The organism is Streptacidiphilus jeojiensis, from assembly GCF_042510965.1.
Lineage (GTDB): Bacteria > Actinomycetota > Actinomycetes > Streptomycetales > Streptomycetaceae > Streptacidiphilus > Streptacidiphilus jeojiensis.
On sequence record NZ_JBEUKS010000001.1, the window covers coordinates 949,415 to 976,299 of the forward strand.

General features: G+C 72.2%; 27 protein-coding genes. 8 read left to right on the forward strand and 19 right to left on the reverse strand.

Annotated features, from left to right (window positions below; translation table 11 throughout):
- Positions 1 to 5: 5 nt before the first annotated feature.
- The gene (locus ABUW04_RS04300; RefSeq protein WP_380562838.1) at positions 6 to 731 is read right to left on the reverse strand and encodes a carboxymuconolactone decarboxylase family protein; all 726 of its coding nucleotides are present in this window, start codon (positions 729 to 731) and stop codon (positions 6 to 8) included.
- Between the two features lie 74 nt (positions 732 to 805).
- On the opposite strand from ABUW04_RS04300, the gene ABUW04_RS04305 reads away from it, so the two are divergent.
- Positions 806 to 1,444 (forward strand): TetR/AcrR family transcriptional regulator, encoded by a 639-nt coding sequence (locus ABUW04_RS04305; protein WP_030264632.1) that lies wholly within the window; start codon positions 806 to 808, stop codon positions 1,442 to 1,444.
- A 1-nt stretch (position 1,445) separates the two neighbouring features.
- On the opposite strand, the gene ABUW04_RS04310 is transcribed toward ABUW04_RS04305, so the two are convergent.
- A complete protein-coding gene (locus ABUW04_RS04310; protein ID WP_030264634.1) occupies positions 1,446 to 2,309 on the reverse strand; it encodes an SDR family NAD(P)-dependent oxidoreductase in 864 nt (287 codons plus the stop codon).
- A 58-nt stretch (positions 2,310 to 2,367) separates the two neighbouring features.
- Between ABUW04_RS04310 and ABUW04_RS04315 the strand changes: the two genes are divergently transcribed.
- Positions 2,368 to 3,039 carry a TetR/AcrR family transcriptional regulator gene (locus tag ABUW04_RS04315; RefSeq protein WP_030264636.1) on the forward strand — a complete coding sequence of 224 codons (672 nt, stop codon included), beginning with the start codon at positions 2,368 to 2,370 and terminating at the stop codon, positions 3,037 to 3,039.
- A gap of 12 nt (positions 3,040 to 3,051) precedes the next feature.
- On the opposite strand, the gene ABUW04_RS04320 is transcribed toward ABUW04_RS04315, so the two are convergent.
- Positions 3,052 to 3,525, reverse strand: coding sequence for a MarR family winged helix-turn-helix transcriptional regulator (locus ABUW04_RS04320; RefSeq protein ID WP_380562840.1), 474 nt, complete (start codon positions 3,523 to 3,525; stop codon positions 3,052 to 3,054).
- A gap of 143 nt (positions 3,526 to 3,668) precedes the next feature.
- Here ABUW04_RS04320 and ABUW04_RS04325 point away from each other — a divergent pair, with 143 nt between their 5' ends.
- Positions 3,669 to 4,679, forward strand: a complete 1,011-nt coding sequence (locus tag ABUW04_RS04325; RefSeq protein ID WP_380562843.1) for a quinone oxidoreductase family protein — start codon at positions 3,669 to 3,671, stop codon at positions 4,677 to 4,679.
- A gap of 7 nt (positions 4,680 to 4,686) precedes the next feature.
- On the opposite strand, the gene ABUW04_RS04330 is transcribed toward ABUW04_RS04325, so the two are convergent.
- Entirely contained in the window at positions 4,687 to 7,053 is a 2,367-nt protein-coding gene (locus ABUW04_RS04330) for a discoidin domain-containing protein (RefSeq protein WP_380562845.1), read from the reverse strand.
- A 474-nt stretch (positions 7,054 to 7,527) separates the two neighbouring features.
- Here ABUW04_RS04330 and ABUW04_RS04335 point away from each other — a divergent pair, with 474 nt between their 5' ends.
- Both ABUW04_RS04335 and ABUW04_RS04340 read left to right on the forward strand, forming a co-directional pair.
- The gene (locus tag ABUW04_RS04335) at positions 7,528 to 9,195 is read left to right on the forward strand and encodes a xylosidase (protein WP_380562846.1); all 1,668 of its coding nucleotides are present in this window, start codon (positions 7,528 to 7,530) and stop codon (positions 9,193 to 9,195) included.
- A 50-nt stretch (positions 9,196 to 9,245) separates the two neighbouring features.
- Positions 9,246 to 10,136, forward strand: coding sequence for a fructosamine kinase family protein (locus ABUW04_RS04340; RefSeq protein WP_380562848.1), 891 nt, complete (start codon positions 9,246 to 9,248; stop codon positions 10,134 to 10,136).
- 13 nt (positions 10,137 to 10,149) lie between these two features.
- On the opposite strand, the gene ABUW04_RS04345 is transcribed toward ABUW04_RS04340, so the two are convergent.
- The 4 genes from ABUW04_RS04345 to ABUW04_RS04360 all read right to left on the reverse strand — a co-directional run bounded on the left by ABUW04_RS04345 (position 10,150) and on the right by ABUW04_RS04360 (position 13,310).
- Positions 10,150 to 10,557 carry a hypothetical protein gene (locus ABUW04_RS04345; protein ID WP_030252912.1) on the reverse strand — a complete coding sequence of 136 codons (408 nt, stop codon included), beginning with the start codon at positions 10,555 to 10,557 and terminating at the stop codon, positions 10,150 to 10,152.
- A gap of 131 nt (positions 10,558 to 10,688) precedes the next feature.
- Positions 10,689 to 11,345 (reverse strand): response regulator transcription factor, encoded by a 657-nt coding sequence (locus tag ABUW04_RS04350; protein WP_198037398.1) that lies wholly within the window; start codon positions 11,343 to 11,345, stop codon positions 10,689 to 10,691.
- A complete protein-coding gene (locus tag ABUW04_RS04355) occupies positions 11,345 to 12,670 on the reverse strand; it encodes a sensor histidine kinase (protein WP_380562850.1) in 1,326 nt (441 codons plus the stop codon). The genes ABUW04_RS04350 and ABUW04_RS04355 overlap by 1 nt, the downstream gene beginning before the upstream one ends.
- 25 nt (positions 12,671 to 12,695) lie before the next feature.
- Positions 12,696 to 13,310, reverse strand: a complete 615-nt coding sequence (locus ABUW04_RS04360) for a hypothetical protein (protein ID WP_380562852.1) — start codon at positions 13,308 to 13,310, stop codon at positions 12,696 to 12,698.
- 349 nt (positions 13,311 to 13,659) lie between these two features.
- Here ABUW04_RS04360 and ABUW04_RS04365 point away from each other — a divergent pair, with 349 nt between their 5' ends.
- Positions 13,660 to 15,021 (forward strand): hypothetical protein, encoded by a 1,362-nt coding sequence (locus ABUW04_RS04365; RefSeq protein ID WP_380562854.1) that lies wholly within the window; start codon positions 13,660 to 13,662, stop codon positions 15,019 to 15,021.
- A gap of 24 nt (positions 15,022 to 15,045) precedes the next feature.
- On the opposite strand, the gene ABUW04_RS04370 is transcribed toward ABUW04_RS04365, so the two are convergent.
- Positions 15,046 to 15,990 (reverse strand): Ppx/GppA phosphatase family protein, encoded by a 945-nt coding sequence (locus tag ABUW04_RS04370; protein ID WP_380562856.1) that lies wholly within the window; start codon positions 15,988 to 15,990, stop codon positions 15,046 to 15,048.
- Positions 15,991 to 16,213: 223 nt separating this feature from the next.
- Between ABUW04_RS04370 and ABUW04_RS04375 the strand changes: the two genes are divergently transcribed.
- Complete coding sequence (locus tag ABUW04_RS04375) at positions 16,214 to 16,621, forward strand: hypothetical protein (protein WP_380562858.1); 408 nt, start codon at positions 16,214 to 16,216, stop codon at positions 16,619 to 16,621.
- 60 nt (positions 16,622 to 16,681) lie between these two features.
- Here ABUW04_RS04375 and ABUW04_RS04380 read toward each other — a convergent pair whose 3' ends face one another.
- Together ABUW04_RS04380 and ABUW04_RS04385 are read right to left on the reverse strand one after the other, a co-directional pair.
- Positions 16,682 to 17,770, reverse strand: coding sequence for a hypothetical protein (locus tag ABUW04_RS04380; protein WP_380562860.1), 1,089 nt, complete (start codon positions 17,768 to 17,770; stop codon positions 16,682 to 16,684).
- Between the two features lie 40 nt (positions 17,771 to 17,810).
- Positions 17,811 to 18,308 (reverse strand): SigE family RNA polymerase sigma factor, encoded by a 498-nt coding sequence (locus tag ABUW04_RS04385; protein WP_380562862.1) that lies wholly within the window; start codon positions 18,306 to 18,308, stop codon positions 17,811 to 17,813.
- Between the two features lie 427 nt (positions 18,309 to 18,735).
- On the opposite strand from ABUW04_RS04385, the gene ABUW04_RS04390 reads away from it, so the two are divergent.
- Positions 18,736 to 19,614: a hypothetical protein gene (locus ABUW04_RS04390; RefSeq protein ID WP_380562864.1), complete on the forward strand. Its 879-nt coding sequence runs from the start codon at positions 18,736 to 18,738 to the stop codon at positions 19,612 to 19,614.
- 22 nt (positions 19,615 to 19,636) lie between these two features.
- Here the strand turns inward: ABUW04_RS04390 and ABUW04_RS04395 are convergent, their stop codons facing one another.
- From ABUW04_RS04395 to ABUW04_RS04430, 8 genes are all read right to left on the reverse strand, one after another.
- On the reverse strand, positions 19,637 to 20,395 hold the full coding sequence (locus tag ABUW04_RS04395) for an alpha/beta hydrolase (protein WP_380562866.1): 759 nt from the start codon (positions 20,393 to 20,395) through the stop codon (positions 19,637 to 19,639).
- A 150-nt stretch (positions 20,396 to 20,545) separates the two neighbouring features.
- Positions 20,546 to 21,136 (reverse strand): SMI1/KNR4 family protein, encoded by a 591-nt coding sequence (locus ABUW04_RS04400; protein ID WP_380562868.1) that lies wholly within the window; start codon positions 21,134 to 21,136, stop codon positions 20,546 to 20,548.
- Positions 21,137 to 21,181: 45 nt separating this feature from the next.
- Positions 21,182 to 21,844, reverse strand: coding sequence for a GntR family transcriptional regulator (locus tag ABUW04_RS04405; RefSeq protein WP_380562870.1), 663 nt, complete (start codon positions 21,842 to 21,844; stop codon positions 21,182 to 21,184).
- Positions 21,845 to 21,919: 75 nt separating this feature from the next.
- Entirely contained in the window at positions 21,920 to 22,921 is a 1,002-nt protein-coding gene (locus ABUW04_RS04410) for a proline racemase family protein (RefSeq protein WP_380562872.1), read from the reverse strand.
- A 38-nt stretch (positions 22,922 to 22,959) separates the two neighbouring features.
- Positions 22,960 to 23,859: a dihydrodipicolinate synthase family protein gene (locus ABUW04_RS04415; RefSeq protein WP_380562874.1), complete on the reverse strand. Its 900-nt coding sequence runs from the start codon at positions 23,857 to 23,859 to the stop codon at positions 22,960 to 22,962.
- 72 nt (positions 23,860 to 23,931) lie between these two features.
- Positions 23,932 to 25,305, reverse strand: a complete 1,374-nt coding sequence (locus ABUW04_RS04420) for an FAD-dependent oxidoreductase (RefSeq protein WP_380562876.1) — start codon at positions 25,303 to 25,305, stop codon at positions 23,932 to 23,934.
- Entirely contained in the window at positions 25,286 to 25,633 is a 348-nt protein-coding gene (locus ABUW04_RS04425; RefSeq protein WP_380563449.1) for a (2Fe-2S)-binding protein, read from the reverse strand. The genes ABUW04_RS04420 and ABUW04_RS04425 overlap by 20 nt, the downstream gene beginning before the upstream one ends.
- A 17-nt stretch (positions 25,634 to 25,650) precedes the next feature.
- Positions 25,651 to 26,835, reverse strand: coding sequence for an NAD(P)/FAD-dependent oxidoreductase (locus ABUW04_RS04430; protein WP_380562878.1), 1,185 nt, complete (start codon positions 26,833 to 26,835; stop codon positions 25,651 to 25,653).
- Positions 26,836 to 26,885: the final 50 nt, after the last annotated feature.

Here is a 26,885-nt window from a genome sequence, read left to right on the forward strand (position 1 = left end):
GACGTTCAGACGTCCCGGGTCGGCCGCGTTTTCGGCGGTTCCTCCTTCGGTTCCTCCCGGTCGGCCAGCAGGGTTTCCAGGACGTGCAGGGCGCGCCAGGTCCGGGTCATGCCGAAGGGGGCGGTGGCGCGGACGGCGGCGCGGGCCTCGTCGGGGGTCGCTCCGGCGCCCAGCGCGCGGCCGACGTGGGCGCGGAAGCTCTCCTGGAGGGTCTGGTAGAGGACGTCGACGGTCATGGTGGCGAACGCCCGCTCGCGGACGCTGATCCGGGACATGTCGGCGCGCATCCGCGACTGCAGGTCCATGTAGACGGCGAAGTCCGGGTCCAGCGCCCGCACCTCGGCTCGCATCGCCGCGGGCATGGGGCTGCCGGTGCCCTCCAGGTCCAGCTGGTGGCCCTGGCCGGTCGGCCCGGGCAGGCCGTGCCGCTGCTCGACCTCGGTCAGCCGTTCCAGGGCGGCCAGCGCGGCCGGGTAGCCGCTGTCGTAGGAGATGAAACGGAGCAGCTCGCGCAGGTCGTCGGCGTCCAGGCCGTTCGCCAGGGCGGCCCGGACGTGCAGTTCGAACGGCACCCCGAAGACCTGCCCGCAGACGTCGGCGACCAGGGCGATCAGGCTGAGCTCACGCGGCGTCAACTGCGGTGCCGTCGCGGTGAGGTCGAAGCTCGCGGCGGCCATCTCCGCGAACACCGGGTCGAGCTCCTTGAGCGTGGTTCGGGTCGGCAGCGACATGGTGACTCCCCTTGAGTTAACAGCTGTAGGGCTACGACTGTAGCCCTACAGCCGCACCCCTACAATGGGTTTCCATGGATGCGACCACTCCGGCCCGGCCGGGCACCGGCACCGCGCCACGCGGCCGCAACCCGCGCGGCCAGGGCGAACGGCTGCGCACCGAGATCATCGACGCCGCGCTGCGGATGCTGGACGAACTCGCCGACGACCAGGCCCTGTCGCTGCGGGCGGTCGCCCGCGAGGTGGGCATCGCCGCCACCTCCGTCTACATCCACTTCGCCGACCGCGACGCGCTGGTGCTGGCCGCGCTGGAGCGCTGCTACAGCGACCTGCTGCGCGCGGTGGACGACGCGGAGTCGGCCACCACCGACCCGGTGGCCGCGCTGCGGGCCCGGACGACGCTGCTGGGCGCGTGGTCCCGCGAGCACCCCGGCCTGTACAAGGTGCTGCACGAGAGCACCCTCATCCGGCGCCGGGACATGTCCTTCCGGGACGAGATGGGCCAGCGCATGGCCGCGGCGATCCGCCGCTGCATGGACGCCGGCCTGGCAGCCCCCGGCGACCCCGAGACCGTCGCCCTCGACCTGCGCACCGCCGTCCACGGCGCCGTCTCCCTGCGCCTCAACCAGCCCGAACTGCCCTGGCCCCCGCTGGAGGAGCAGATGGACCGCTTCCTGGTGAAACTGGTCGGCGTCCCGCCGCTGGCCCGGTGACTCAGGCGGGCAGGTCGACCGGGTAGTCGGCGCCGGTGTCGGCGGAGGCGGAGACGGCCTGCCAGGCCGTGGCTTCGGCGAGCTGGCTGCGGGAGTAGTCCAGCGCCATGCCCACCGCACCGGCGCCCAGCAGCAGATGGCTGGGCAGCTTGTCGGCGTGCACGATCCGCACCAGGATCTCCGCGGCCCGGTCCGGGTCGCCCGGCGCGGTGCCGCCGCCGCGCAGCCGTTCGCTCAGGGCGCCGACGGTCTGGCGGTACTCCTGGGGCACGTCGTCGATCTGCATGGAGGCGCCGGCCCAGTCGGTGGCGAATCCGCCCGGCTCGACCACGAGGTAGCGGATGCCGAACGGCGCGGTCTCGGCGGCCAGGACGCGGGTGAACCCGTCGACGGCGAACTTGGCCGCCTGGTAGGAGCCGAGCCCGGGGGTGTGGCCGACGCGTCCGCCCACCGAGGAGAACTGGATCACGATGCCCGCGCCCTGCTTCTTCAGCAGCGGCAGCGCGGCCCGAGAGACGTTGTAGACACCCCAGAAGTTGGTGTCGAACTGCCGGCGGAAGTCGGCCTCGTCGGTGGTCTCCACGGCAGAGAGGTTGGCGTAGCCGGCGTTGTTGACCACCACGTCGATCCGCCCGTACTTCTCCACTCCGGCGGTGAGCGCCGCCTCGGCCGCCGCGGCGTCGGTGACGTCCAGGGCCACCGGGAGCACCCGGTCGCCGTACTTGTCGGCCAGATCGGCGAGCTGTTCCGGCCTGCGGGCGGTCGCCACCACGTTGTCGCCGGCTTCGAGGGCGGCGGCGGCCAGGGAACGGCCAAAGCCGCGGGAGGAGCCGGTGATGAACCAGGTGCTGGGTCGCGTAGTCATGGATTTAGTACAACACCGTTGCGCTAATACTGCAACTTGGTTGCGGTAGCCTGTGCGGGTGACTACACCGCAGTTCGCACGCGCCCGGAGCGCCGAGGCCAAGCAGGCCCGCGAGACGTCGATCCTGGAGGCCGCCGCACGCCTCGCCGGCGAGCACGGCGTCCGCACGGTGACCCTCACGGACATCGCCGCGGCCGTGGGTATGCACAAGTCGGCGATGCTGCGCTACTTCGAGACCAGGGAGGAGATCTTCCTGCGACTGGCGGCAAGCGAGTGGGTCCAGTGGTCGCAGGACGTGCGCAACCGGCTGGGCGCACTGGAAGGCGGAAACCCGGCCGATCCCGGGACGCCGATGGCCGTAGCGGGCATCCTCGCCGACTCACTCGTCGCGCGACCGCTCTTCTGCGACCTGCTCGCCCACACGCCGCTGAACCTGGAGCGCGGCGTGTCCTTCGCCGCCGTCCGATCCTTCAAGCTGATCGCCATCGCCGCGGTCGGGGAGGTCGGCACAGCCCTGCGCCGCATCCTGGACCTGACGGAGGAACAGGGCGGCAACGTCGTCTCCACCGCCGTCTCCATGGCCGGCGCACTGTGGCAGATGGCCGCCCCGGGAACCGAACTACGCCGCTTCTACCAGGACTCCCCCGAACTGGCCCACGCCCTGGTCGACGTCGCCCCCAAGCTCACCGACATTCTGACGGCGCTGATCAGGGGTTACGTCGCAAGGTGACCGGTGGGGCCACTACCTGCCCTGTGCCAGGTTGGCCTCGACCCGCTCCAGGCCGGCGAGGAGCGCGCTGCGCTCAGCCGGGGTCATGTCGCCGGTGGTCGCCGCTTCCAGTTCGGACCAGAGCTGTTCGACCTGACGGCGCAGGCCCAGGCCGGCCGGGGTGGTCTCGACGAGGGTGGCCCGGCCGTCGGCCGGGTCGGGGCGGCGGCGGACGAAGCCGGCGCGCTCCAGGCGCTGGACGGTCCGGGTCATCGACGCCGAGTCGGTGTCGAAGGCCGCCGCGAGGTCGGACTGCCGCTGCGGCCCGGCGTCCCACAGCTGCATCATCAGCAGCTCATGGCCGGGGTGCAGGCCCAGCTCCCGGAACAGCTGGCGGGCCCGCATGATGTGCAGCCGCGTGACGCGGATCAGGGTGTTGCTGACGGGCCCGCCGGCCGCTGCGGTGGGCGACGGTACGCGCCCTGTGCCCTCCCGTGCCGATGTCATCCCCGCATGGTAGCTGTGCCGGACAGGGATCCACGCTAGCTGTCCACGACAGCATGCGCGAAATTGCACCCCTGCCCGGGAATGGATGCCGACACGGGCCAGTTAGCTGTCTTGAACAGGTAAACACGCGCCATTCGGAGGACATGATGAAAGCCATCCAGATGACCGAGCAGGGCGGCCCGGAGGTTCTGCGCCTGGTGGACCTGCCCGACCCGCAGCCCGGCCCGGGGCAGATCCTGATCCGGGTGCAGGCCGCGTCGGTGAACTTCTCCGATGTCATGCGCCGACGCGGGGACGACTACCCCGTGCCCACGCCGTCGCCGTTCGTCCCCGGCGCGGAGGTGTCCGGGACCGTCGCGGCGCTGGGCGAGGGCGTCGAGGGGCCCGCCGTCGGTACACCGGTGTTCGCGATGGTCGGCGCCGACGCCTCCGGCGGGTACGCCGAACTCGCCCTGGCCTTCGCGGCGAACGTGATCCCTGTCCCGGCGGGGCTGGATCCCGACGCCGCGGCCGGCATCGTGGTGGCGGGGCTCGCCGCGACCCTGATCCTCACCCGGACCGCCGCCGTCGAGAAGGGCCAGAGCGTGTTCGTCCCGGCCGCGGCCGGCGGCGTGGGCGGCTACGCCGTGCAGATCGCCAAGCTCCTGGGCGCCGGCACGGTCATCGCGGGCGCGAGCACCGAGGCCAAGCGGAACATCGCGCTGGGCTTCGGCGCCGACCACGCCGTCGACTACAACGACCCCGACTGGACCAGGACGGTCAGGGACCTCACCGGCGGCACCGGGGTGGACGTGGCGCTGGAGATGTCCGGCGGCGACCGGCTGGCTCAGACCCTGGGAGTGCTCGCGCCCTTCGGCAGCCTGGTCGTCTTCGGGTCGGTCAGCGGCGCACCCGGCCGCCTGGACGAGAGCGCCGTCCTGCCCTGGCTCTACGACCCGGCCCCCAACCAGTCCGTGGTGGGCTTCAATCTCGGCCCGTGGTTCGAGCTGCGCCTGCCGACCGCGGTCGCGGCGCTGCAGCAGCTGATCGAGTGGGTCGGCTCGGGGCAGGTCCGGGTACCGGTCCCGCACCCGCTCCCGCTGGCCCGGGCCGCCGAGGCGCACCGTCTGCTGGAGAGCGGGGCCACCACCGGCAAGCTGGTCCTCAAGCCCTGACAACGGATCAGGGGGCGTACGCCTCCACCTCGGAGAGCTGGCCGGCGGGCCAGCCGGTGTTGGCGGTGACGGTCAGCCGCAGGTAGCGGGTGCTGGTGCCGGACGGGAGGGTGATGGTCACCGCATTGCCGGTGGCCGGATCGAAGGTGCGGCCCGCGGAGGCGGACAGGGTGGTGTAGCTGGAGTTGTTCGTGCTGCCGAGTACCGAGAGGGTCTGGGTGCGGGTGGACCAGGCCGTGGCCGGGGGCAGCTTGAGCACCACCCTGCCCACCGCGCGGGTCGCGCCGAGGTCCACGGTCAGGCTCTGCGGGAAGGCGTTGTCGGTGCTCTCCCAGTAGGTGTTGGCGTCGCCGTCGACCGTGTTGGCTGCGGTGTAGTTCTGGGTGTGGCCGGTGTCGGAGACCGCCGCGTGCAGGGCCAGGTCGGTGCCGGACGGCGGCGCGGTGGTCGGCGGCGCGGTGGTCGGCGGCGCGGTGGTCGGCGGCGCCGAGGTGGGCGGGGTGCCGGTGCCCGGGGGCGGGCCGGTCGGCGGCAGCGAGGTCGGCGCCGGGATCGTGGTCAGCACCGGGGAGGTGCTCCAACCCGAGTTCCCGCTGCCCTGGTTGAAGGCGAAGGTGCCCGCGGTGTTGTTGGGGTAGCCGTAGTCGTAGGTGCCGGCGACCTTGACGTTGGTCGCGGCCAGCCCGCCGACCTGGGCGGAGCCGGTGGTCTCGGCCTGGAACACGGTGGTTCCGGTCCAGTTGACGGTGTTGCCGGTGAGGTTCAGCCCGGTCACCGCGTAGCCGGAGCCGCCGCCGGAGACCATCTCGAAGGCCTCGTAGGGGCTGTAGTCGATCGCGTTGCCGCTGACGTTGACGGTCGCGTTGGTGAAGGCCGAGTTGTAGGAGTCGAAGCGGATCGCGCCCATCGCGTGGCCCCAGTTGGGGTTGAGCGCGCCGGTGCGGACCAGGGTGTTGTTCGAGATCGTGGTGGTGCCTGACAGCGGCGTGAACGGGGACAGGAACGCCTGGTTGGAGATGGCGATGCCGCTGCCCAGCGCGTTGGTGTCGGCGATGGTGTTGCCGCTGACGGTGTTGCCGGAGCCGCCGTAGACCGCGATGCCGTTGGCCAGTGTGGGCTGGACGATGGTGTTGTTGCTCAGCGTGTTTCCGGTGTCGGGGGCCGGCATGGACCACAGGGCCAGGCCGTCGTCGCCGGTGTTGCGCAGGAAGTTGTTCTTGACGGTGTTGTTGGCGGCGTTGCCGTTGAAGTTCAGGCCGTCGGCGTCGGTGGAGAGCACGACGCTGTTCTGCACGGTGATCCCGCTGTTGCCGTACTGGAGCCAGAAGCCCACGTTGGTGTCCTGGATCCACAGTCCGTCGACGTCGGAGCCGGTGCCCAGCGAGCCGTTGACGGCGTTGGCGGTGCTGTCGTCGTGGCGGCCGACCGTGGAGCCGAGGATCGCGAAGCCGCTGAGGTTGACCGGGCCGGAGACCGCCGAGCTGTTGTTGATGAACTCGTTGGTGGCCAGCTGCGAGTACCAGCTGCCGGCGCCGACGATGGTGGCCTTGTTGACCTGCAGCGCCGAGGTGATCCGGAAGGTGCCCTGGGGTATCCACACCGGCACGCCCGCCGACGCTGCGGCGGCGATGGCGGTGCGGAAGGCGTTGGTGGAGTCGCCGCTGCCGCTGGCGTCCGCGCCGTCGCTGACCACCGAGATGGAGCCGGCCGGCTGGGTGGCCGGGGCGGCGACGTTGAAGAAGTCGGCGACGTCGACGGTGTAGGGCAGGGCGGTGTCGCCGGCGTCCACCTGGAACTTCACCGTCGATCCGGCGGCCACCGCGGCGGGCAGCCGCAGCCGGACGTCGTCGTAGAGCTTGTGGGTCTTGCTGCCGGCGATGCTGCCGGTGCTGATGTAGCTGTACGCGGAGGTCAGCGACAGCTCGGTGCTGAGCTTGGTCCCGTTGACGTAGACCGAGAGCTTGCCCGAGGCGCCCTGCGGAACGGCGTAGTGCAGGTCCAGTGCGTTGGCCGGGGCGGTCAGGGTGAACTGCACGTACTGGCCCTGGCCGGTGAGTTGGACCGCCTGTCGGCCGGACGCCTCGGTGGCCAGGTCGCCCTGGCTGTAGTCCGGGCCGATCAGCTTGCCGTTGGTGCTCGCCTGCGCGCCTTCGGCCTCGTACTCGACCATGCCGGGAAGGGTGGCCCCGGAGGCGGCGGCCTTCACTACGGCGGCCTGGACCTGCCCGGTGGGGGCGAGGGCCGCTGCGGCCTGGTGCGAGGGTGCGGACAGCACCAGTCCGAGGACGGCGGCGACCGCGGCCGTCCCTCCGACCAGCACCTGTGCGCGCCGGGTCCGAGGGACGTAGGTGTGCGTGGAGCGGTGATGCACCATCAGTCGTGCCCTTCCAGCAAGGAACTCTGCACTCCGGTTCTCGGCCCAAAGGCTTGCTCACAGCGCATGACCACGTCAATGGCCTAGGCCAATCCGGAGCCGGTGCCGGGGGCGAGGGCGAGGACAAACGCCAGGCCGGAGGCGTTTGTAAAGAAGTTGTATGAGAAGTGGGAGCAGGGGCCCCGATAGAGCAAACCATCGACTGAGTTACCGTTAAGTTGCCTAAACGGCCTGCAATTTTCTGACAGAAGGCTGCTTGCGCAACTCTGCGGGGCCGCCCTACTGTGACTGGCACCCCGCACGGACGTGGCTCAGGTTCACGTATATGTCCACGATGGCGGCCGGCAATACGCCCCCACACCGCACACCCCGCGGTCGCAGAACCATCTGGTCGGACAGGTCCTCGGTTCCCCCGCACTGCCGTCGCCACGGGGTCTCCCGGTTGCGGCGACGCCCAGACCACCAGGAGTTGTTGTGGCAGTCTCTCGTCGGACCTTCATGGCGTCCGCGCTGGCAGGAAGCGCCGTCATCGCAGTAGGAACGCAGTGGTCCCGTACGGCTGAAGCGGCCGTCGTCCCAGCGGCCAGCCCGGCCGGGGACGTGGTCGGGAAGATCACCGTCGGCTACCAGGGCTGGTTCGCCTGCATCGGGGACGGCGCCCCGATCAACGGCTGGTGGCACTGGAGCCAGAACTGGGGCCAGTCACCCTCGCCGACCAACAACGCCATCAAGGCGTGGCCGGACATGCGCGAGTACACCAAGACCTACCAGACCGCGTACAGCAACTTCGGTAACGGGCAGCCGGCGACGCTGTTCTCGTCCTACGACCAGCAGACCGTGGACACCCACTTCCTGTGGATGCAGCAGAACAACATCGACACCGCCGCACTCCAGCGGTTCAACCCCAACAGCAGCGAGGGCCCGACCCGCGACGCCATGGCGGCCAAGGTGCGCAGCTCGGCGGAGACCTACGGCCGCAAGTTCTACATCATGTACGACGCCACCGGCTGGACCAACATGCAGTCGGAGATGAAGGCCGACTGGACCAACAAGATGAAGGCCCACACCGCCTCGTCCGCCTACGCCATGCAGAACGGCAAACCGGTGGTGTGCATCTGGGGCTTCGGCTTCAACGACAGCAACCACCCCTGGGACGCCGCCACCTGCTTGGACGTCATCAACTGGTTCAAGAGCCAGGGCTGCTACGTCATCGGCGGGGTACCGCGCGAGTGGCGCACCGGGGTCGGCGGCTCCCGCGCCGGCTACCTGGGCACCTACCACGCCTTCAACATGATCTCGCCCTGGATGGTCGGCGCCATCGGCACCGCCGCCGACTCCGACTCGGTCTACCAGAACATCAACGTCCCCGACCAGGCCGACTGCAACGCCAACGGCATCGACTACCAACCCTGCGTCCTGCCCGGCGACCTGTCGGGGCGTCAGCGCGCCCACGGCGACTTCATGTGGCGGCAGTTCTACAACATGGTCCGGGTCGGCGCCCAGGGCATCTACATCTCCATGTTCGACGAGTACGGCGAAGGCAACCAGATCGCCAAGACCGCCGAGACCCAGGCCACCACCCCCACCGGCTCCGGACTGCTCTCCCTGGACGAGGACGGCACCGCCTGCTCGGCCGACTACTACCTGCGGCTGACCGGCGACGGCGGCCGGATGCTCAAGGGCCAGATCGCCCTCACCGCCACCCGCCCCACACCCCCCGTCGCCACCAGCACCGGCGGCGCCACCCTGGCCGTGGTCAGCTTCCGCTCGCAGGTCAACAACCTGTACGTGACCGCCGAGAACGCCGGGGCCTCCGCGCTGATCGCCAACCGCACCGCCATCGGCACCTGGGAGGAGTTCGACGAGGTCGACGCCGGCAGCGGACACATCGCCCTCCGCGCCCACGCCAACGGCCGCTTCGTCACCACCGGCAGCGGCGGGACCCAGCAGCTGATCGCCAGCAGCACCACCGTCGGCCCCTCCGAGACCTTCCAGCTGATCCACAACAGCGGCGGCACCGTCAGCCTGCTCTCGCTGGCCGACAACGAGTACGTGACGGCCGAGAACGCCGGCGCCAACCCGCTGATCGCCAACCGCACCGCCATCGGCCTCTGGGAGCAGTTCACCCTCATCACCGACTGACCGTCACCGCTCCCTGGTGCGCCATGTGAAAGCATGTTAGGAATCTTCGAATGTCACCTGAGGAGATTCTTGCCGACCGGCTTCGTGAGGCGGGCTACGCCCCGAGGGAGGTGCAGAAGGCCGTCGGCGGAGTGGTCGCGGTCGCGGGCCTGGTCACCCTCCAGGACGGGACCGAACTGTTCGCCAAGACCCTGCTCGGACCCGACCGGGACGTGTTCCCGGTCGAGTCCGTCGGCCTGTCCGAACTGCGCGACCTCGGCGGCGCCACCACACCGGAGGTGCTGTGCGCGTCCTCGCGCCTGCTGGTCCTGGAGCGGATGCGCCCGCGCCGGGATGACGGGCAGTTCTGGGAGCAACTGGCCCGGACGGTCGCCGCACTGCACCTGGCCACCGTCTCCGACCGGTTCGGCTGGCACCGTGACGGCTGGCTGGGCCGGCTGCGCCAGGACAACACCTGGGCGACCGACGGCCACAGCTTCTTCGCGGAACGGCGCATCCTGCGCTGGCTCCCGGAACCGCTGGTCGAGGCCGCCTTCGACCGCGAGGAGCGCCGAGCCCTGGAGCGGCTCTGCGCGGCCCTGCCCGAGCTGGTTCCGGCCCAGCCGCCGTGCCTGACCCACGGCGACCTGTGGTCGGAGAACATCGTCGCCACCGGCGCGGGCGCCCCCGTGCTCATCGATCCCGCCGTGTCCTACACCTGGCCCGAGGTCGACCTCAGCATGCTGTGGTGCTCGCCGCGCCCGGACGCCGCCGAGCGCTTCTTCGCCGTCTACCGGGAGGCCGCTCCGCTCCAGGACGGCTGGGAGGAACGGATGCCGCTGCTGCACCTGCGCGAACTGCTCAGCGTCATCGCCCACGACGACGACCACTGGGGCGCAGCCGAGGCCGTCCGGAAGATCATCGCCCCGTTCCGGAACGGCACCCGGCAGCGCAAGCCCTGACCGGGCCGGCCGGTCATCGCACCTGGACCACGTCCGTGCCGGAGGTGCGGTCCAGCACCCGGTGGTGGGCGTTGAAGACGGCGATCAGCTGGGAACGGAACTGCAGCTCGCCGCGGTGCGGGGCGCGAATGTTCAGAGCCAGGTTGTACTTGTTGGTACAGGCGAGCTGCTTCCAGGCGCCCGAGCCGACCTTCTCGTCGATGCACAGCTGTATCGGCGTGGCGCCGAAGTCGTCGCTGCTGCCGGAGGCGCTGACCCGGACGATGTGACCGACCGCGACGGTGCGGGCACTGACGCCGACGGAGATGGCCGACTTCGCCGAGGCGGACCCCGCACCGACCGCCAGCCCACCGGCGGCGAGGGCGGCGACGACCGCCGCCGAACCGGCCCGGCGGATGAAGATCGACTTGGCAGTGTTCATGGGAATCCTCCTGCTACCAGAGTGGCACGTGTACCGATCATCTGTTCGTCGTATTGGACGTCGGCCACCCCGCACGGGTTGCACCCCGAAGGTGAGACTTCTCAGGGTTCTTTCAGGCAACTCCCAGCCGGTCACGACCCCAGGTATCTGAGGGCGGCGACGACCCGGCGGTTGACGCCGGTGGAGGGGGCCAGGCCCAGCTTGGCGAAGATGGCGGCGACGTGCTTCTCCACCACTCCGGGGGTGATGGTGAGCAGCTCGGCGATGGCGGCGTTGGAGTGGCCCTGGGCGATCAGGGCCAGCACCTCCCGCTCGCGCGGGGTGAGGGTGGACAGGGCGTCGGCGCGGCGGGCGGCCCCGAGCAGGTGGCGGACCACCTCGGGGTCCAGCACGGTGCCGCCGCGCGCCACCCTGGAGACGGCCTCGACGAACTCGCCGACGTCGGCGACCCGGTCCTTGAGCAGGTAGCCGACCCCGCCGGCCTGCTCCGCGAACAGCTCGGTGGCCGAACGGGTCTCGATGTACTGGGAGAAGACCAGCACCGCGACCCCGGGCAGGTCGCGGTGGATCTCCCGGGCGGCCCGCATCCCCTCGTCGGTGTGGCTCGGCGGCATCCGCACGTCGATGATGGCGACGTCGGGCCGGTGCTCCTCGACGGCCAGCCGCAGCGCCTGCGCGTCCGCGACCGCGGCGACCACGTCCAGTCCGCGGCGGGTCAGGGTCTGGGTGAGTCCCTCCCGCATGATCGCGGCGTCCTCGGCTATCACCACCCGCAGTCGGCCATCCATCAGGCGTGCCTGGGCAGTTCGACGGCGACGGCGGTGGGGCCGCCGGGCGGGCTGGTGACGTCGAGGCGGCCGTCCACGCTCTGCACCCGCTCCCGCAGCCCGGCCAGTCCGCTGCCGCGCGCGGGGTCCGGCCGGGCGCCTCCGTTCCCGTCGTCAGTCACCGTCATCAGCAGCCTGCCCTCCTGCTCGTGCACATCGATGGTGATCCGGGCCGCGCCGCTGTGCTTGGCCGCGTTGGCGACCAGCTCGGCCGCGCAGAAGTAGGCGATGGCCTCGATCGCCGGCGAGGGCCGCTCGCCGGCGCCGACACCGAGGCCGACTCCGGCGCCGACGGTCAGGTCGACCGGGATCGGGCTGGTCTCGGCCAGCAGCGACAGTGCCGCGGCCAGGCCCCGGTCCAGTACCGCCGGGTGGATGCCCCGGGCCAGGTCGCGCAGCTCGGCCAGGGTCTCCTTGGCGTTGCGGTGCGCCGCGCCGAGCAGCGCCAGGGTGTGCTCGCCGTCCAGGTCCTGCTCCAGGTTCTCCTTGATCTCGCCGAGGGACATGGCCAGTGCGGTGAGCCGGACCTGGGCGCCGTCGTGCAGGTCGCGCTCGATCCGGCGCAGCCGGGCCGCCGACTCGTCGACCACCCTGGCGCGCTTCTCCTGCAGTTCCCGGGCCCGCTCGGCGGCGGCGGCGATCCGGGCCTGGGCGTCGCGCTCGGCCTCCAACCGAGCGGCGCGCTCCTGCAGTGAGGCGTACTGGATCCGACGGTGCCGGTAGGCCACCGAGTCCCCCAGCACCCAGGCGACCAGCGCCGAGCCGCCCAGTGCGACGGCTGCGGCCAGCAGCGGGATCCCCGGGTACGCCCGGTGCGCCGGCGCCCACTGGGACACCGCCACCGCGGCACCGATCAGACAGACCGTCAGCCCGGCCACCGAGATCCGTCGCGGCCGGTGCGCGGCCAGGGTGTAGAGCAGGACCGGGATCGCCAGATCGGTCATGCTGGGCTGCAGGGCCGGGACCGGGGGGATACTGCCGGGCTGCTGGCCCAGGGTGATCTGCAGGGCCCCGAACGCCGCCGCCGTCGCGAACGCCGCCACCGGGAACCGCCGGCGCGGGATCACGGTGGCGGCGATCAGGGCGTTGACGCAGATCAGCGCCAGGGCGGTGCCGGCCGGTCCGCGCGGCACCTCGTCGAGGCTCAGCGCGAACAGCAGCAGCGCCAGTGCGGTGTCGGCCCGCCAGGGATGGCGCCGCACCCATGAGTTCCCCCTCAGCAGCACCTCCCCAGGGTAGGGGTCCGGCTGCGCGGCGCACCCGCTGCGCGGGATCTCCTCGTCCATCTCTTTCCCGGTCGCTCCGCCCCGGTCAGTGCAGGGCGACGTGCCCGTTGCCGGTGAGCAGGATGATCTGGGAGAGGAAGCCGCTGGTGCCGTCGCAGGCCGGCACGGTGGTGTCGACCTCGTCGATGGTGACGGTCAGGTCGAAGGTCCCACTGATCCCCCGGTACACACCGGTGCCGGAGCCCGGGACCACCGGGGTCGGCACGGTGAAGCTGATGCTGCCCGAGCAGGTGGCCGCGTTGTGCGGCCAGGGGTCGTAGGCCTTGATGATCTTCTTGTCCAGCTGGGCGATGTCCAGCCGGAACGAGCCGTGGCGGAGCCCCAGTTGCATCTGGCTGGTGTGGTCCGGGTCGACCGTGCCGTCCGGGTGGACGGTCACCGCCTGCCCGTAGTCGCCGATCGCCCCGGTCAGCAGGACCGAGGACTTGGGGCCGTCGCTGTCGACGCTGTAGTCGATCAGGTGCACCGCGCCGCCGTGGGACGCCGCCGGGGCCGGGGTCGTCCTGGCCGCCTGGGCGGCCGGGGTCGCCTTGGCAGCCGGGGTCGCCGGGGCCGCGGCCGCTGCCGCGCATCCCCCCACCAGCAGGGCTCCGCCGGAAACCGCGGCGATGATCGTGGGCATGGCCCGCATCTTGAACATGTCGAACTCCTCGTGTGAGTAAGCGATTTGACGGATGGTCGGGCCACTGCCGACCGCTCCGGAGGGCGTCTTCCGCCTCGTCGACAACGCTACGGACGGGCCCTGGCCGCAGGCAGCCGGGCAGCGTCCATCCTGGGCTGGGGGATATCCCCCAGCCCGCCGCCGGCGGGTCGCCGACGGGTCGCCGACAGGCCCGGGCTCGATGCCGTACAGTGATCGGGCAGGCGTTCAGGGCGCCTCCGGGTCCGCGGGAAGGGCAGAGCCCACCTGGTTCACGCGAGCGTGCCAGCGTGCCCTACCGTCCTTCGGCCGGCGTGGCGGACCACCGGTTCACCGAAGGAGGCCCCCTGTGTCGACGGCACCGCGAACCCTGCCCCTGCCCGAGCGTCCCAGTCCGCAGCAGCTCAAGAAACGGGCGAAGGACCTGCAGCGGGCGGTTCGGGCCCAGTCCCCCACCGCACTGGCGCTGGTCGCCCGGCATGCGCCCGGAAGGGCCGAGGATCCGGCCGGATTCACCCTCGACGCCGCCCAGTTGGTGATCGCCCGGCTCTACGGCTTCCCGAGCTGGCCGCGTCTGCGTGAGCATCTCGCCGCTCACCCCGAACCGTCCGCCGACCGGCCCCGCAGCGGTATGCGCACGGTGGAGGACTTCTTCCGGCTGCGGACCGGCTGGGCCGACGCCTCGGACCTGCGCCGCTGCGCCGCGGCCGCGACCCCGGCGCACCCCGAACCGGCGCGGTGGCAGCCGCTGCTCACCGTGCACCACAACGGCGTCAAGGTGATCGCCTTCGACTCCCCGGCCGGGGTCTTGTTCACCGAACTCACCCCCAAGCGAATCACCCTGTCCCTGCCGCTTGCTGACGCACCGTCGGGCAGGGCGGTGGCGGTCTGCTTCCGCAGTGCCTTCGGCACGCTCGCGGGGGTCGTCGGACCGGATGTCACCGGTCTGATGGTGGAACCGGTCGCGGACCGTCGCCCGCTGGGCTGGGCGCTGGTGGCCGGCGGCGTCTTCGTCGCGCCCAACGCCTTCCAGGTCGGACCGGCGGGTCTGGTCCTGCGGACCAACGGCAGTGCGCGCGGCGAGGTCGTACCGCTGACGGCCCTGCCACCGCTCTCGGCCGCCGTCGTGGACCGGCCCGCACCGGCCCTTGAGGCCGTCCCGGCCGCCGGCGCTGACTCCGTCCCGGATCTGACCGCGGTCCTCGCCGCGGCCGATGCGCCCCCGATCGTCGATCCGGAGCAGTGGCGGCCCGGCGTCCGGGCCGACCTCACGCCGACCGAGCAGCTGCGGCTCGCCCGCTACGGCAGGCTGCTGGCCTGGCAGCGGACCGGTGGACCTGAGGAGGACGCCGAGGATCCCTTCGTCTTCGACTTCACCCCGCAACCGGGCCCGGTCCGGGACTTCGCCGTGGTCGGCAGGAGCATCTCCTTCACCCGGATGTACTACGGCTTCGTCGACGGGGCCGGCGGCACCGTCGCCGTCCTGGGCCTGGTCGACGACGCCGAGGTCGCCTCGGTGACGCTGCACCGCGACGGCAGGCCCGACCTGGCGGCCCGCATCGCCGGCGGGACGTTCCTGGTCGCGGGGGCCGACCTCGACCAGCTCCCCGAGCGCGGCCCGGTCACCGCCGTCCTGGTGGCCCGGGACCGCGCGGGGCATGTGTGCGAGGAAATCCCCTACCAGGAACAGGACTTCAGCCGGCGGACCTGAGCTGCCGCGCTCGCAGCGGACCACTCATGCCCCGGCCGCCGTCATCCCGAGGTGTTCCAGCAGCAGTCCCTCACGGGTGGACCAGGGGCAGATGGTCACGGTGTCGGCTCCGCATGCCTCCATCAGGGTCTCGGCGACCAGGGCTCCGGCCAGCGACTGCTCGGCCCGGTGCGGGGCGATGCCCGGCAGTACGCCGCGGAGCGGCCCGCTCACGGCGGCCAGCAGCGGGATGACCGCGCGGAGGTCACGCAGCGTCAACTCGTCGGCGCTGCGCGGCTTCCGGCGCTGCGACACGCCCCTGACGGCGGCGAGCCGGGCGAGTTGGGTGAAGGTCTTGGAGGAGGCCAGCACCCGGACGCCCGGTTCGGCCTGCGGCAGCCCGGGGGCCGCCGCCAGGGCCCGGCGCAGCTGCTGCCGCACCCGGTCCAGCCGCCGTTCGGAGGCGGGGGTGCTGCCGGGCAGCAGCTCGCGGGTGACCCGGCGCGCGCCCAGCGGCAGCGACAGCACGCCGCCGGGCCGGTCCGCGTCGCCCCAGGCCAGCTCTACGGTGCCGCCGCCGATGTCCAGGACCAGCAGCGGGCCGGCCTCGGGGCCCGCCCAGTGCCGGGCGGCCACATAGGCCAGTCGGGCCTCCTCCTCGCCGGGCAGCACCAGCAGCCGTACCCCGGTGGTCCGGGCGACCCGGGCGATGACCTCGTCCCGGTTGGGCGCGTCACGGATGACCGAGGTGGCGAAGGCGAACACCTCGGGCAGCAGCACCCGCGGGTCCGCGTCCACCGCCTCGCCCACGGCCTGCTCCACGCTCCGCACCGCGCTGCCGCGCAACCGCCCGTCCGGGCCCAGGGCCTGATGCAGCCTCAGCCGCACCTTGTGCGAGAGCACCGGCTCGATCGCCCCGCTCTTGCGCCGCTGCACCACGGTCAACAGGGCGCTGTGGCACCCCACGTCCAGGACCCCCGCCTGCCGCATCTCCCGACACCCCTCTCCCCCGGAGGCGTGCGCGATGCGGTCCGTACGTCGGACCAGGCACCGGCGCCCACCAGCACGCTGCCTGACCGGATAACGGTCCACCTTACAACCATCGCTCTTGCAACCATCGCTGCTGCGCCTTCTCGGCCCTTTCCTGGTGGGAGGGCGTATGGCAAGCTGCATGGAGATCATCTGGCTGGTACCGGAAGGCTGCGCACACCCCATGGCCACGTACATCGACAACAGCGCCGAACCACAGCGCCTGCCCACCCCCGTGTGGTACGGCCCGCTCGTCGCCGTCCTGCTGGCGGTCGACACCGCGGTCCTCGGCACCGCGCTCACCCACCCCCGCTGGATGCCGCTGCCCCCGCTCGTCTCCACCCTGGTGCTGGTCCTGGTCCTACGCATGCGCACGCAGGCCACAGGGGTGCGCCTGCCGCTGGCCAGCAGGATCACGCCCTGGAGCCTGGCGGTCGCCCTGGGCATCGTCGCAGCAGCAGGGGTCGTCTGGGCGCTGTGCGCGCTGCTGGGGGCCACGGCCCCGGTCACCACTGCTGTCGTGTCCGTGGTGGTGGGCCTGGGGACCTGGGCGAAGTGCCTGTGGAGCAACGCCCGGCTCCGGCAGCTGTGACCATCGGCACGACGATGTGCGGAACCCCCCGGGCCGGGAGCCCGGGGGGTTCCGCGTTGTTCAGCCGGCGAGGAGGTCGGGGCTCCAGCCGGACGGGTTGGTGCCGAGTGACGTGGTGTCGTCCAGCACCGACTGGGCGGTGAGCGAGCCAATCGGACCGGTGGTGACGACGCAGACGCGCAGGTCGTTGGCGGTCTTGCAGGCGCTGCTGCCCCAGCTCCACGGGCCCAGCGCGGTGCCCTGCGGCGCGACGAAGACGTTGATGCTGCCCTGGGTGCCGACGCTCAGGTCCACAGTCAGGTTCACCAGGGCGCCGGCACCGTGCGCGGAGGTGCCCAAGGCCGCCTGCTGGACCACGGTCCCGTTGGGCATCCCCTTGATCCGGACCGGCAGGGCGAGGTCGGTCGTGCCGACCCTGACGGTGCCGGCGATGTGTTCGAGGGTGGCCTGGACCGGGTCGCCGCCCAGGCCGGAGCCCTCCACACTGAGCCACTTGCCCCCGGCGTCCTGCCAGACCAGGGTCGCGTCGCCGCCGTTGGTCGGATCGCCCTTGGTCGCGGTGAGCCAGTAGGCCCGGTGCCCGTTGACGTCCGGGGCGGTGACCTCGTAAAGCGTCGGGGTGCCCGCTCCTCCGGCAGCGGCCGACGCCTTGGACCGGTCGCTGGACGGTCCACTCGTCGGGTTCACCGCCTTGCCGGCCTGCGGAGGCGCGGTGACGTCGTAGAAGGTGAGGTAGATGCTGGCGCCGCCGTCGCTCTTGGTGCTCGCGGCGTAGTTCGCCCCGCTGCCGTCGTAGCCGGCGTTGACCTGCTTGGCGTTGGCCGGCAGCCAGCCGAAGGCGGCGGGCACGGTCGACCTGAAGGTGGCAGGGGCGCCTGCGGCAGCGGAGGCCGCGGGATTGGCTCCGGCCGAGCCTGCCGCGGGATCCGTGAGGGCCGCGGGGTGGGACAGCCCCGGCAGCAGCGCGGCGGTCAGCGCCGCAGCGGTGCCCACCCCCGCGGCTCCTGCCAGTACGCCGAGGCTGCGCCGCCGGCGGCGGCTGCGGATGCCGTCGTGGCAGGCACGGGCGAGGTCGATGCGGCTTTCCGGGGGGTCTTCCAGGGCCAGCGCGTCGAGCTTCGCGGTGAGGTCGTCGATCTGGGAGGACATGGTGTTCGTTCCCTTCGTGAGGGGTTGAGGGGTTGGGGGGTCAGCCGGCGGGCGTGGTTTCCAGGGCCTGGCGCAGGGATTCCAGGCCGCGCGAGGTCTGGCTCTTGACGGTGCCGGGTGAGCAGTCCAGCTCGTGCGCCGTCTGCTCGACGCTGAGGTCGCAGTAGTAGCGCAGCACGATCGCGGCGCGCTGCCGGGGCGGCAGCGAGGCCAGCGCCTCGCGCAGGTCCACGCTGGCGGCGATGTCGGTGTCGAACGCCGCGTGGTCGATCAGCTGCTGGTGCAGCGTCACCCGGCGCCACCAGGGCGTCCGGCGCTCGCTCAGGTAGGTGTTCACCAGGATGGTGCGCAGGTAGCCGTCCAGCCGCTCGGTGCTACGCACCTTGGGCCAGCGCGCGTACAGCTTGGTGATCGCGGTCTGGGCGAGGTCGTCTGCCTGGTGCCAGTCCTGGCAGAGCAGGAAGGCGACCCGGCGCAGCCAGAGCATCCGCCCTGTGATGTACGCGATGAAGTCGCCGTCGGGCTCGTGTCCCGTCATCGCGCCTCCTGTCTGGTCGTGGGGTTGGAGTTCGACCGCTACTAACTCCGCAGCGGAGCGGGAGGTTGCACGGGGCGGCGACAATTCTCCGGGCCTCTCCGGGGGCTGGGGGCGCCGGGCGACACGCCACCGGCGGAGTAATGCGCAGGTCGGCATGGATGCGGGGGTGACGCTGAGACCCCATTGGATCAAGATCACGTCAGGAGAGCGGAGTGCGCGGTTCGCTGCCGTCGTATGTCTCACGGGCCCGGGCAGGGCTCGTGGCGACCGTCGTTGTGGGTGTCCTGCCCTGGACGGCCTCATCAGCATCGGCCGCGTCCGGGGGCGACTGGGGTACGTGGGATCTGCAGGGGCAGTCCGGCACCATGCACATCGCGGCGGAGGGCTTCCCCGCGGCTCGGCACGCACCACCAGCACCACCGCCACCGTGCGGTCCGGGAACTCGGCCTTCCTGGGCAGCAGCACCCCGGTCGGCGCCCGCTACGGGAGCTCCCAGGGCCACCCCTACGTCAACCTGCGCACAGCCGCCGGCGGGAAGCCGTCGACCACCACCCTGACGTTCGATCACCCCACCCCGGCGAACAAGTGGGCCTTCGTCCTCGGGGACGTGGACGCCGACACCATCAAGGTCTCCGCGCGGGGCGCCGACGGCAAGGCACTGACCACCGGGCAGTTGGGCTGGAAGGGTGCGTTCAACTACTGCGTCAACACGCCCAAGCCCTCCACCTGCACGGGCTCCGGCCCGTTCACGGACAAGCCGGTCTGGAACTCGGGCAGGGCCACCCTGGTCGGCCGCGGCGGGGACACCAGCGGAGCGTCCGGCTGGTTCCAGCCGACCGTCCCGATCACCAGGCTGACCCTGGTCTTCAGCGTGCAGACCGGCATCCCGATCTACCAGCTGTGGACCGTCGCCCACGACAGCCCGGTGATCACGGACCCGGATCCCCTGATCGAGGTCACTGAACCGGGCGTCAAGGAGGAACTGGTCGTCCCGCCCGGCCCCGGCCGCAGCAAGGACCCCCACATCCGCGTGGTGGACCCGCCGCGCCACGGCAGGCTGCGCGTGACGGGCGGGAACACCCTGGTCTACAAGCCCGACGAGGGCTTCGTCGGCACCGACTGCTACCGCTACAGCCACGTCGACACCAGTAGCCGGACCCACCTGACCGAGGTCTGCGTCCGGGTGCGCCCCGCACTGGCCGACACCGGATCCACGTCGCTGCCGGCGCTCCCCCTCGGCGCGGGCCTGGTCGCCCTCGGTTTCACCGTGCGCACCGTGGCCCGGCGCATCGGCCTGCGCCGCTAGGACGTTGCCCTAGGACATTGCGCTAGGACGCGGCGCCGCCCAGGTGCCTGGCGAGGAACCGGGCGGCGCTGTCGGCCTCGAAGCGGGGAAGCTCCTTGTGGCGGCCGGAGTTGGCGTGCAGGGACTTCTCCTTGGAGGCGAAGGCGTCGAAGAGCGCCAGCGCCTCCTCGCGGGTGATGTGCTCGTCGTCCCACTGCATGGCGAACTCGACCGGGACGGTGATCCTGGCGGCGTGCTCGGCCAGGACGTCGGGCCAGTGCTGCCCGAAGACCGCGGCGGTGATGCGCGGCTCGGAAGCCACGAACGGGATGCCGATCGCCGTCCCCATGTTGATGCCGAAGTAGCCGACCGGCCCGTCCGCGCCAATCTCCGGGAGCTCCTGGAGGGCGTCCAGGGTCGCTCGGTACTCGGGCACGGCGAGCTCCGCCAGGTGGGCGTTGTAGCGGACCACGATCGGGCCCTCCGGCTCGCCCGCCGCCCTGGCCCGGAACAGGTCGGCGACCTCGGCCTCGTCGTGCGCCGTACGCGGCCGGTCGCCGTGGCCGGGCGCGTCGAGGACGGCGACGTGGAAGCCGCAGCCGTTGACCAGCAGCTGTGCCCGGCCCGACATCGCCGGATGCTTCTTGTGGTTGCCGCCGCCGTGTCCCATCAGGACCAGCGGCGCACGGTCGGCCGCGCCGGAGGCAGGCGACCAGAGGACGCCGGGGACCTCGCCCACGGTGAAGTCGCGCTCGACCATGCCGTTGAACGTGGATTCGGAAGTGAACTTCAGTGAGTACATGGGGTGTTGCCCTTCGGGAGTGCCTGATGGTCGAGGCGCTCCCGGCGACGCCTACGTCAGTCGCCGAGCCGTGACGGCAGGGGGAGCACCCACTTCGGTACAGCATTCATGGGTCTCACCTCCTGAGGTGGTGTCACGGTCGAGTGCACACTAGCAGTTGGATGATCGTTCCTCCAACCAGGGCCCGGACGGGTCGTAGCTGTAGCGGTCGGCCTCCAACTGCTCTGCGAAGTCGAGCAGGACACTCAGCCAGCTCCGCTGGAGGACCCGGTTCACGCTGCCCTGGTCGGCGTAGATGAGCTGGCCCGACGCACCGTCCGGCCCCGGGTCCAGGTCGAGGATGACGGTCGAGCCGTCGCCCTCGGTGTCGAGTGGGATCCAGCCGCGGCGCCACTCCTGGTCGCGTCGGATCTCGTCGTCCGGATGGTCCGAGCCGCTGGCGTACTCCTGCACCATCTCGTCGCGCCACTTCACCAGTTCATCGATGTCGCCGTGGCGGACGTAGGAGTTCAGCGCCCCGTCCACCTGGACGCTGCGGTGGACGGCGAGAGAGGCGGTGAAGTCCGCGGGCAGCGCGAACCTGAGGGCCGCCTCCGCGGTCGCGATCTCCGCCGGACTCGCCGGGCCGCCCAACCCGGCGAGCACAGCAGGGAAGTGCTCGCCCAGATAGCCGTCGATGCGCCGCCAGGCGTCGGCGACGGCCACGCCCAGCTCGGCCTCAACGTGGTCCTGCCTGTACATCAGAAACCCTCCACGGCTTGCTCGTTGGCGTTGGCCGTGATCATCTCACTCCGCCCAGATGCCGCGCACATGCACCAGGTGGCGGGTCATGATGCTCTGGACCAACTGGGCGTCACGCAGCAGCAGCGCGTCCAGGAGTTCCAGGTGCTCCTCCGCCGAGGAGTCCAGCAACCCGTGTTCCACCAGGGCGTTCAGCCCGTACAGCCGGGAGCGTTTGCGCAGGTCGCCGACGACCTCGACCAGGTACTGGTTGCCGGCCAGGGCGAGCAGGCCGAGGTGGAAGCGGCGGTCGGCCTCGATGTAACCGATCAGGTCTCCGGCGGCCGCGGCCGTGACGATCTCCAGGGCGACGGGCCGCAGTGCTTCCAGGGCCGCCGGGTCGGCGCTGGCGGCCAGGCCGACGGTGGTCGGGATCTCGATGAGGGCCCGGATCTGGGTGTACTCGTCCAGCTGGCGCCCGGTGACCTCGGTGACCCGGAACCCCTTGTTGGGCACCGGTTCGAGCAGGCCCTCCTTGACGAGGTCGAGCAGCGCCTCGCGGACCGGGGTGGCCGAGACGCCGAAGCGGGCGGCCAGGGTCGGAGCGGAGTGGACCTGACCGGGCCGCAGCTCGCCCGCGACCAGCGCGGCCCGCAGCGCGTCGGCCACGCGCTCGCGGTAGCTGGGGCGCGCACCACCGAGGGTCGGCAGAGCGGGTTCGTCGGCCATGCGATGCTCCTTCCTTGATGCGGCTCGATGCTATGCCAGGTCAGGGGCCGCCGCCGTCAGCGGCGGCCGGGCCGGTCAGAGGACGAAGCCGGTCGGGAACGGGTCGGTCGGGTCCAGCAGGTACTGGGCGGTGCCGGTGATCCAGGCGCGGCCGGTGATGGTGGGCAGCACCGCGGGCAGGCCGCCGACCTCGGCGGTACCGGTGAGCCGGCCGGTGAAGCTCGTCCCGATGAAGGACTCGTTGACGAAGTCCTGCTCCAGCGGCAGTTCGCCCCTGGCGTGCAGCTGCGCCATCCGGGCGCTGGTGCCGGTGCCGCAGGGGGAACGGTCGAACCATCCGGGGTGGATGGCCATCGCGTGCCGGGAGCGGGTGGCTGTGGAGCCGGGCGCCAGCAGCTGAACGTGCTTGCAGCCGTGGATGGTGGGGTCCTCCGGGTGCACCGGGGCACCGGCCGCCTCGATGGCGTCCATCAGCGCCAGTCCGGCCGCCAGGATCTCGTCCTTGCGCGAGCGCTCGAAGGGCAGGCCGAACTGCTCCAGCGGCAGGATCGCGTAGAAGTTGCCGCCGTAGGCGAGGTCGTAGGTGACCGTACGGCCGTCGGCCAGGGTCGCCTTGCGGTCCAGGGCGACCGAGAAGGAGGGCACGTTGCGCAGCGTCACCGCGGTCGCCGCGCCGTCCCGGACCGCGACCTCGGCGACCACCAGGCCGGCCGGGGTGTCCAGCCGGATGGTGGTCACCGGCTCGACCACGGGCACCATCCCGGTCTCCACCAGGACGGTCGCCACGCCGATCGTGCCGTGCCCGCACATCGGCAGGTAGCCGGAGACCTCGATGAAGACCACCCCGAAGTCGGCGTCGGGCCGGGTCGGCGGCTGGAGGATCGCCCCGCTCATCGCCGAGTGGCCGCGCGGCTCGTTCATCAGGAACGGTCGGATGTGGTCGAGGTGGTCGCGCAGGTGGATGCGGCGCTCGTTCATGGTCGCGCCGGGGACGGTGCCGACGCCTCCGGTGACCACCCGGGTGGGCATGCCCTCGGTGTGGGAGTCGACGGCGTGCAGGACGAGTCTGCTGCGCATGTGCGGGTGCCCTCCTTCTCGTGGGTCTCGTGCGTGCGTCAGCCGAGGCCGTCGGCGACGGCCTGCTCGGTGGCGGCGCGGACCGCCTTCTCCTGCTCCGGCAGCAGCGGCACGCGCGGGGGACGGCAGGCGCCGCCGGGCCGGCCGACGATGTCCATGGACAGTTTGATGGCCTGGACGAACTCCGTCCTGGAGTCCCAGCGCAGCAGCGGGTGCAGCTGCCGGTAGAGCGGGACGGCGGTGGCCAGGTCGCCGGCGACGGCGGCGCGGTAGAGCTCCACCGTCGCCCTGGGCAAGGCGTTCGGGTAGCCCGCCACCCAGCCCTTGGCGCCGGCGGTGGCCAGCTCCAGCAGGACGTCGTCCGCGCCGATCAACAGGTCCAGCTCCGGCGCGAGTTCGGCGATCCGGTAGGCGCGCCGGACGTCGCCGCTGAACTCCTTGACCGCCTGGATGTGTCCGTCCGCGTGCAGCCGCGCCAGCAGTTCCGGCGTCAGGTCGACCTTGGTGTCGTGCGGGTTGTTGTAGGCCACCACCGGCAGGCCGACCTCGGCCACCGCGGCGTAGTGGGCCCGTACCGAGCGCTCGTCGGCGCGGTAGGCGTTCGGCGGCAGCAGCATCACGGCCGCGCAGCCCGCCTCGCGCGCCTGCTCGGCCCAGCGCCGCGCCTCGGCGGAGCCGTACGCGGCCACCCCGGGGATCACCCGCTGCCCGCCGACGGCTTCGACGGCGGTCTCGACGACCCTGGCCCGTTCCTCCGGGGTGAGCACCTGGTACTCGCCCAGGGAACCGTTGGGGACCACACCGTCGCAGCCGTTCTCGACCAACCAGGCGCAGTGCGCGGCGAAGGCCTCGTAGTCCACGGACAGGTCGTCGCGCAGCGGAAGGGCGGTGGCGACCAGGACGCCGTGCCAGGGGCGGTTCTGCTCAGGGACGGTCATCGCTGTCTCTCTCCTACCAGTTGGTTCGTCAGTCATCGGCGCGGCTTGTCGCTCATGGGCGTGGTTCGTCAGTCATGGGCGCGGTTCGTCGCCCTGTGCCAGCACACCCAGCGGGACCGGCTGGGCGAACGGCCGGCGTGCGGTGCCGACCGCGCAGCCGGCCACCCCGGCGACCCCGGGGGCGCAGATCCGCCCCTGGCACCAGCCCATTCCGGCCCGGGTCAGCAGCTTCACGGTCCGCAGGTCGGCGGCGCCGAGCTCCTCGACGGCCTCGCGGACTGCCGAGGCCGGCACCTCCTCGCAGCGGCAGAGCAGGGTGTCGCCGCTGACCCGCTCCGGCCATCGGGGCGGGGGCGTGTAGACGGTGTCGATCGCCGCGAAGAACTCCCGCAGCCGCCTGCGGGTCCGGGCGGCCGCCGTCCAGGTGCCCGGGTCGGGTTCGGTTCCGCTCAGCCGGGCCGCCGCCGACCGACCGGCGATCTCGCCCTCGGCGAGAGCCAGTTCGGCCCCGCCGATCCCGGTCGCCTCACCGGCCGCCCACAACCCGGGCACCGAGGTGCGCTGTTCGGCATCCACCGCCACCGAGTCGTGCTCGACGCGGGCGCCGAGGGTCTCGGCCAGGTCGGTGTGCGGCACCATCCCGTTGCCCACGGCCAGTGTGTCGCAGGCGATCCGCCGTTCGGCGCCGTCCGGTCCGGCGACGGTCACCGCCTCGACCCGGTCGGTGCCGTGCGCGGCGACCACCTCGTGCCGCCAGCGCACCGGTACCCGGTGCCGGGCCAGTCGGGCGGCGTAGCCGGCGCCCTCGGCCAGCTTGGCGGGGTGCGCGGCCAGGGTCGCCGTGTGCCGGACGAAGGCGCGCGGGTCGGCCGACTCCACCAGCGCGGCCACCCGTGCCCCGGCGGCGGCCAGCCCGGCGGCGACCGGCATCAGCAGCGGCCCGGTCCCGGCCACTACGGCCGTGCGTCCGGGCAGCACCAGTCCGCCCTTGAGCATCGCCTGCGCGCCGCCGGCCGTCAGGACGCCCGGTAGCGTCCAGCCGGGGAACGGCAGCACCTTCTCGTAGCCGCCGGTGGCCAGTACCACCGCCGCCGCGGTCAGCGTCCCGCCCGCTCGGGAGCCGGTCCCGTGCAGTGTGTTGACGGTGAATCCGGGTTCTAGCAGCCAGACCTGACGGTCGGACAGCTGGGTGATCCGTCCGGCCGCGATGTGCGCGTCCAGCCGGGCCCGCAGTCGCCGCCAGGTGCCCCAGGCGTGGTGCAGTGCCTGCGGTCGCCGGGCGCCCAGGCCCGCTGCGGTCTGCCGGTAGAACTGGCCGCCGGCCTGCGGTGCGGCGTCCACCAGGGTCACCCGGATCCCGGCGTCGGCGGCGGCCAGCGCGGCGGCCAGTCCGGCGGGCCCGGCGCCGATCACCGCGAGCGGGGTGTCACTGCTCGAAGTCACCATGGCCGGTCCCCTCCTGACTGTGGATCACATCGCCCGGCGCCGCGGCGACCAGGCAGGCGCGTTGGTTGGGCTGCCCGTTGACGGTCACCAGGCAGTCGAAGCAGGCTCCGATGCCGCAGAAGACCCCGCGCGGCTCGCCGCCGTCGCGGGTCCGGCGCCAGGAGACGATGCCCGCCGACCAGAGCACGGCCGCCACGGTCCGGCCCGGCAGCGCGGGGAGTTCGCGTCCGTCGAAGTCGACGGTGAAGCCGGGGTCCGGCTCGGCCCGGACCAGGCCGAGCGGGGTGCGGGCGCGGGCGACGGCCCGGTCACGGGCCCGGTCACGGATGCGGATGCGCGCGCGGTTCACGGCGCTGCCTCCTCGGGGAAGCGGTCGGGCCGGAAGGGCGCCAGGTCCAGCTCGGTCGCCGTCCCGGTCAGGGCCTGGGCCAGCAGGTACCCGGTCGCCGGAGCGAGGCCGATGCCCGCGCCCTCGTGCCCGCAGGCGTGCAGCAGACCGGGGGCGCGCGGGTCGGCGCCGATCGCGGGCAGGTGGTCCGGCAGGTAGGGCCGGAAGCCCAGGTAGCCGCGCATCACGGCGACCCGGGCCAGCCCGGGGAAGAGCGCCACCGCCTGCGCGGCGAGCCGGCGTGCGGCGGCCGGTGAGAAGGTGCGGTCGAAGCCGACCCGCTCCCGGCTGGCGCCGATCAGCACCGGGCCCGCCGCCGTGGCCTCGACCACCGCGGAGGTCTGCAGGGCTGCGGAGTCGCTGGCGACGTCGGCGACGTAGTCGGCGGCGTAGACCTTGTGACGGACCGTCCGGGCCGGCAGCGGCTCGGTGACCAGCACGAAGCCGCGCCGGGGCAGCACCGGCAGCCGCACCCCTGCCAGGGCGGCAAGCTCGCCGCCCCAGGTGCCGGCGGCGTTGACCACGGCGGGGGCGTGCAGTTCGCCCCGGTCGGTGACCACCCCGCGGACCTCGCCGCCGCTGCCCCGCAGCAGGCCCGTGACGGCGGTCCCGAGCCGCAGCTCCGCACCCTGGCGCCGGGCCGCGCGCACCAGTCGGGCCGCGGCCAGCGCGGGCTGGACCTGGGCGTCCTGCGGGTAGTGGACACCGCCGGCCAGCCCCGGCGCGAGCTGCGGTTCGAGGTCGTGCAGGGCGTCGGCCGGGACTGGGACGGCGTCCACCCCGGAGCTGCGCTGCCGTTCGGCGAAGCCCTCCAGCGCCCGCATCCCGTCGGCTCCGGAGGCGACCACCAGGCCGCCCTTGGGCTCGTACTCGCAGGCACCGTCGGCGCCCAGTTCGGCGCCCAGTTCGGCGATGAGCCCGCGCCACAGCCGTAGCGAGAGCAGTGCCAGGTCCAGCTCCGGCCCCGGCGCCTTGTCCGAGACCAGCAGGTTGCCCTCGCCGGCCCCGGTGGTGCCGCCGGCGACCGGCCCCCGGTCCACCAGGACCGTGCGCAGCCCGGCGCGGGTGGCGTAGTAGGCGCAGGCAGCGCCGACCATTCCGGCGCCGACGACCACGACATCAAAGGTCGGAGGATTGCTCACATCAGTAATATGTCACATACTTTAACCGACGCCAAGCACCGTGCACACCG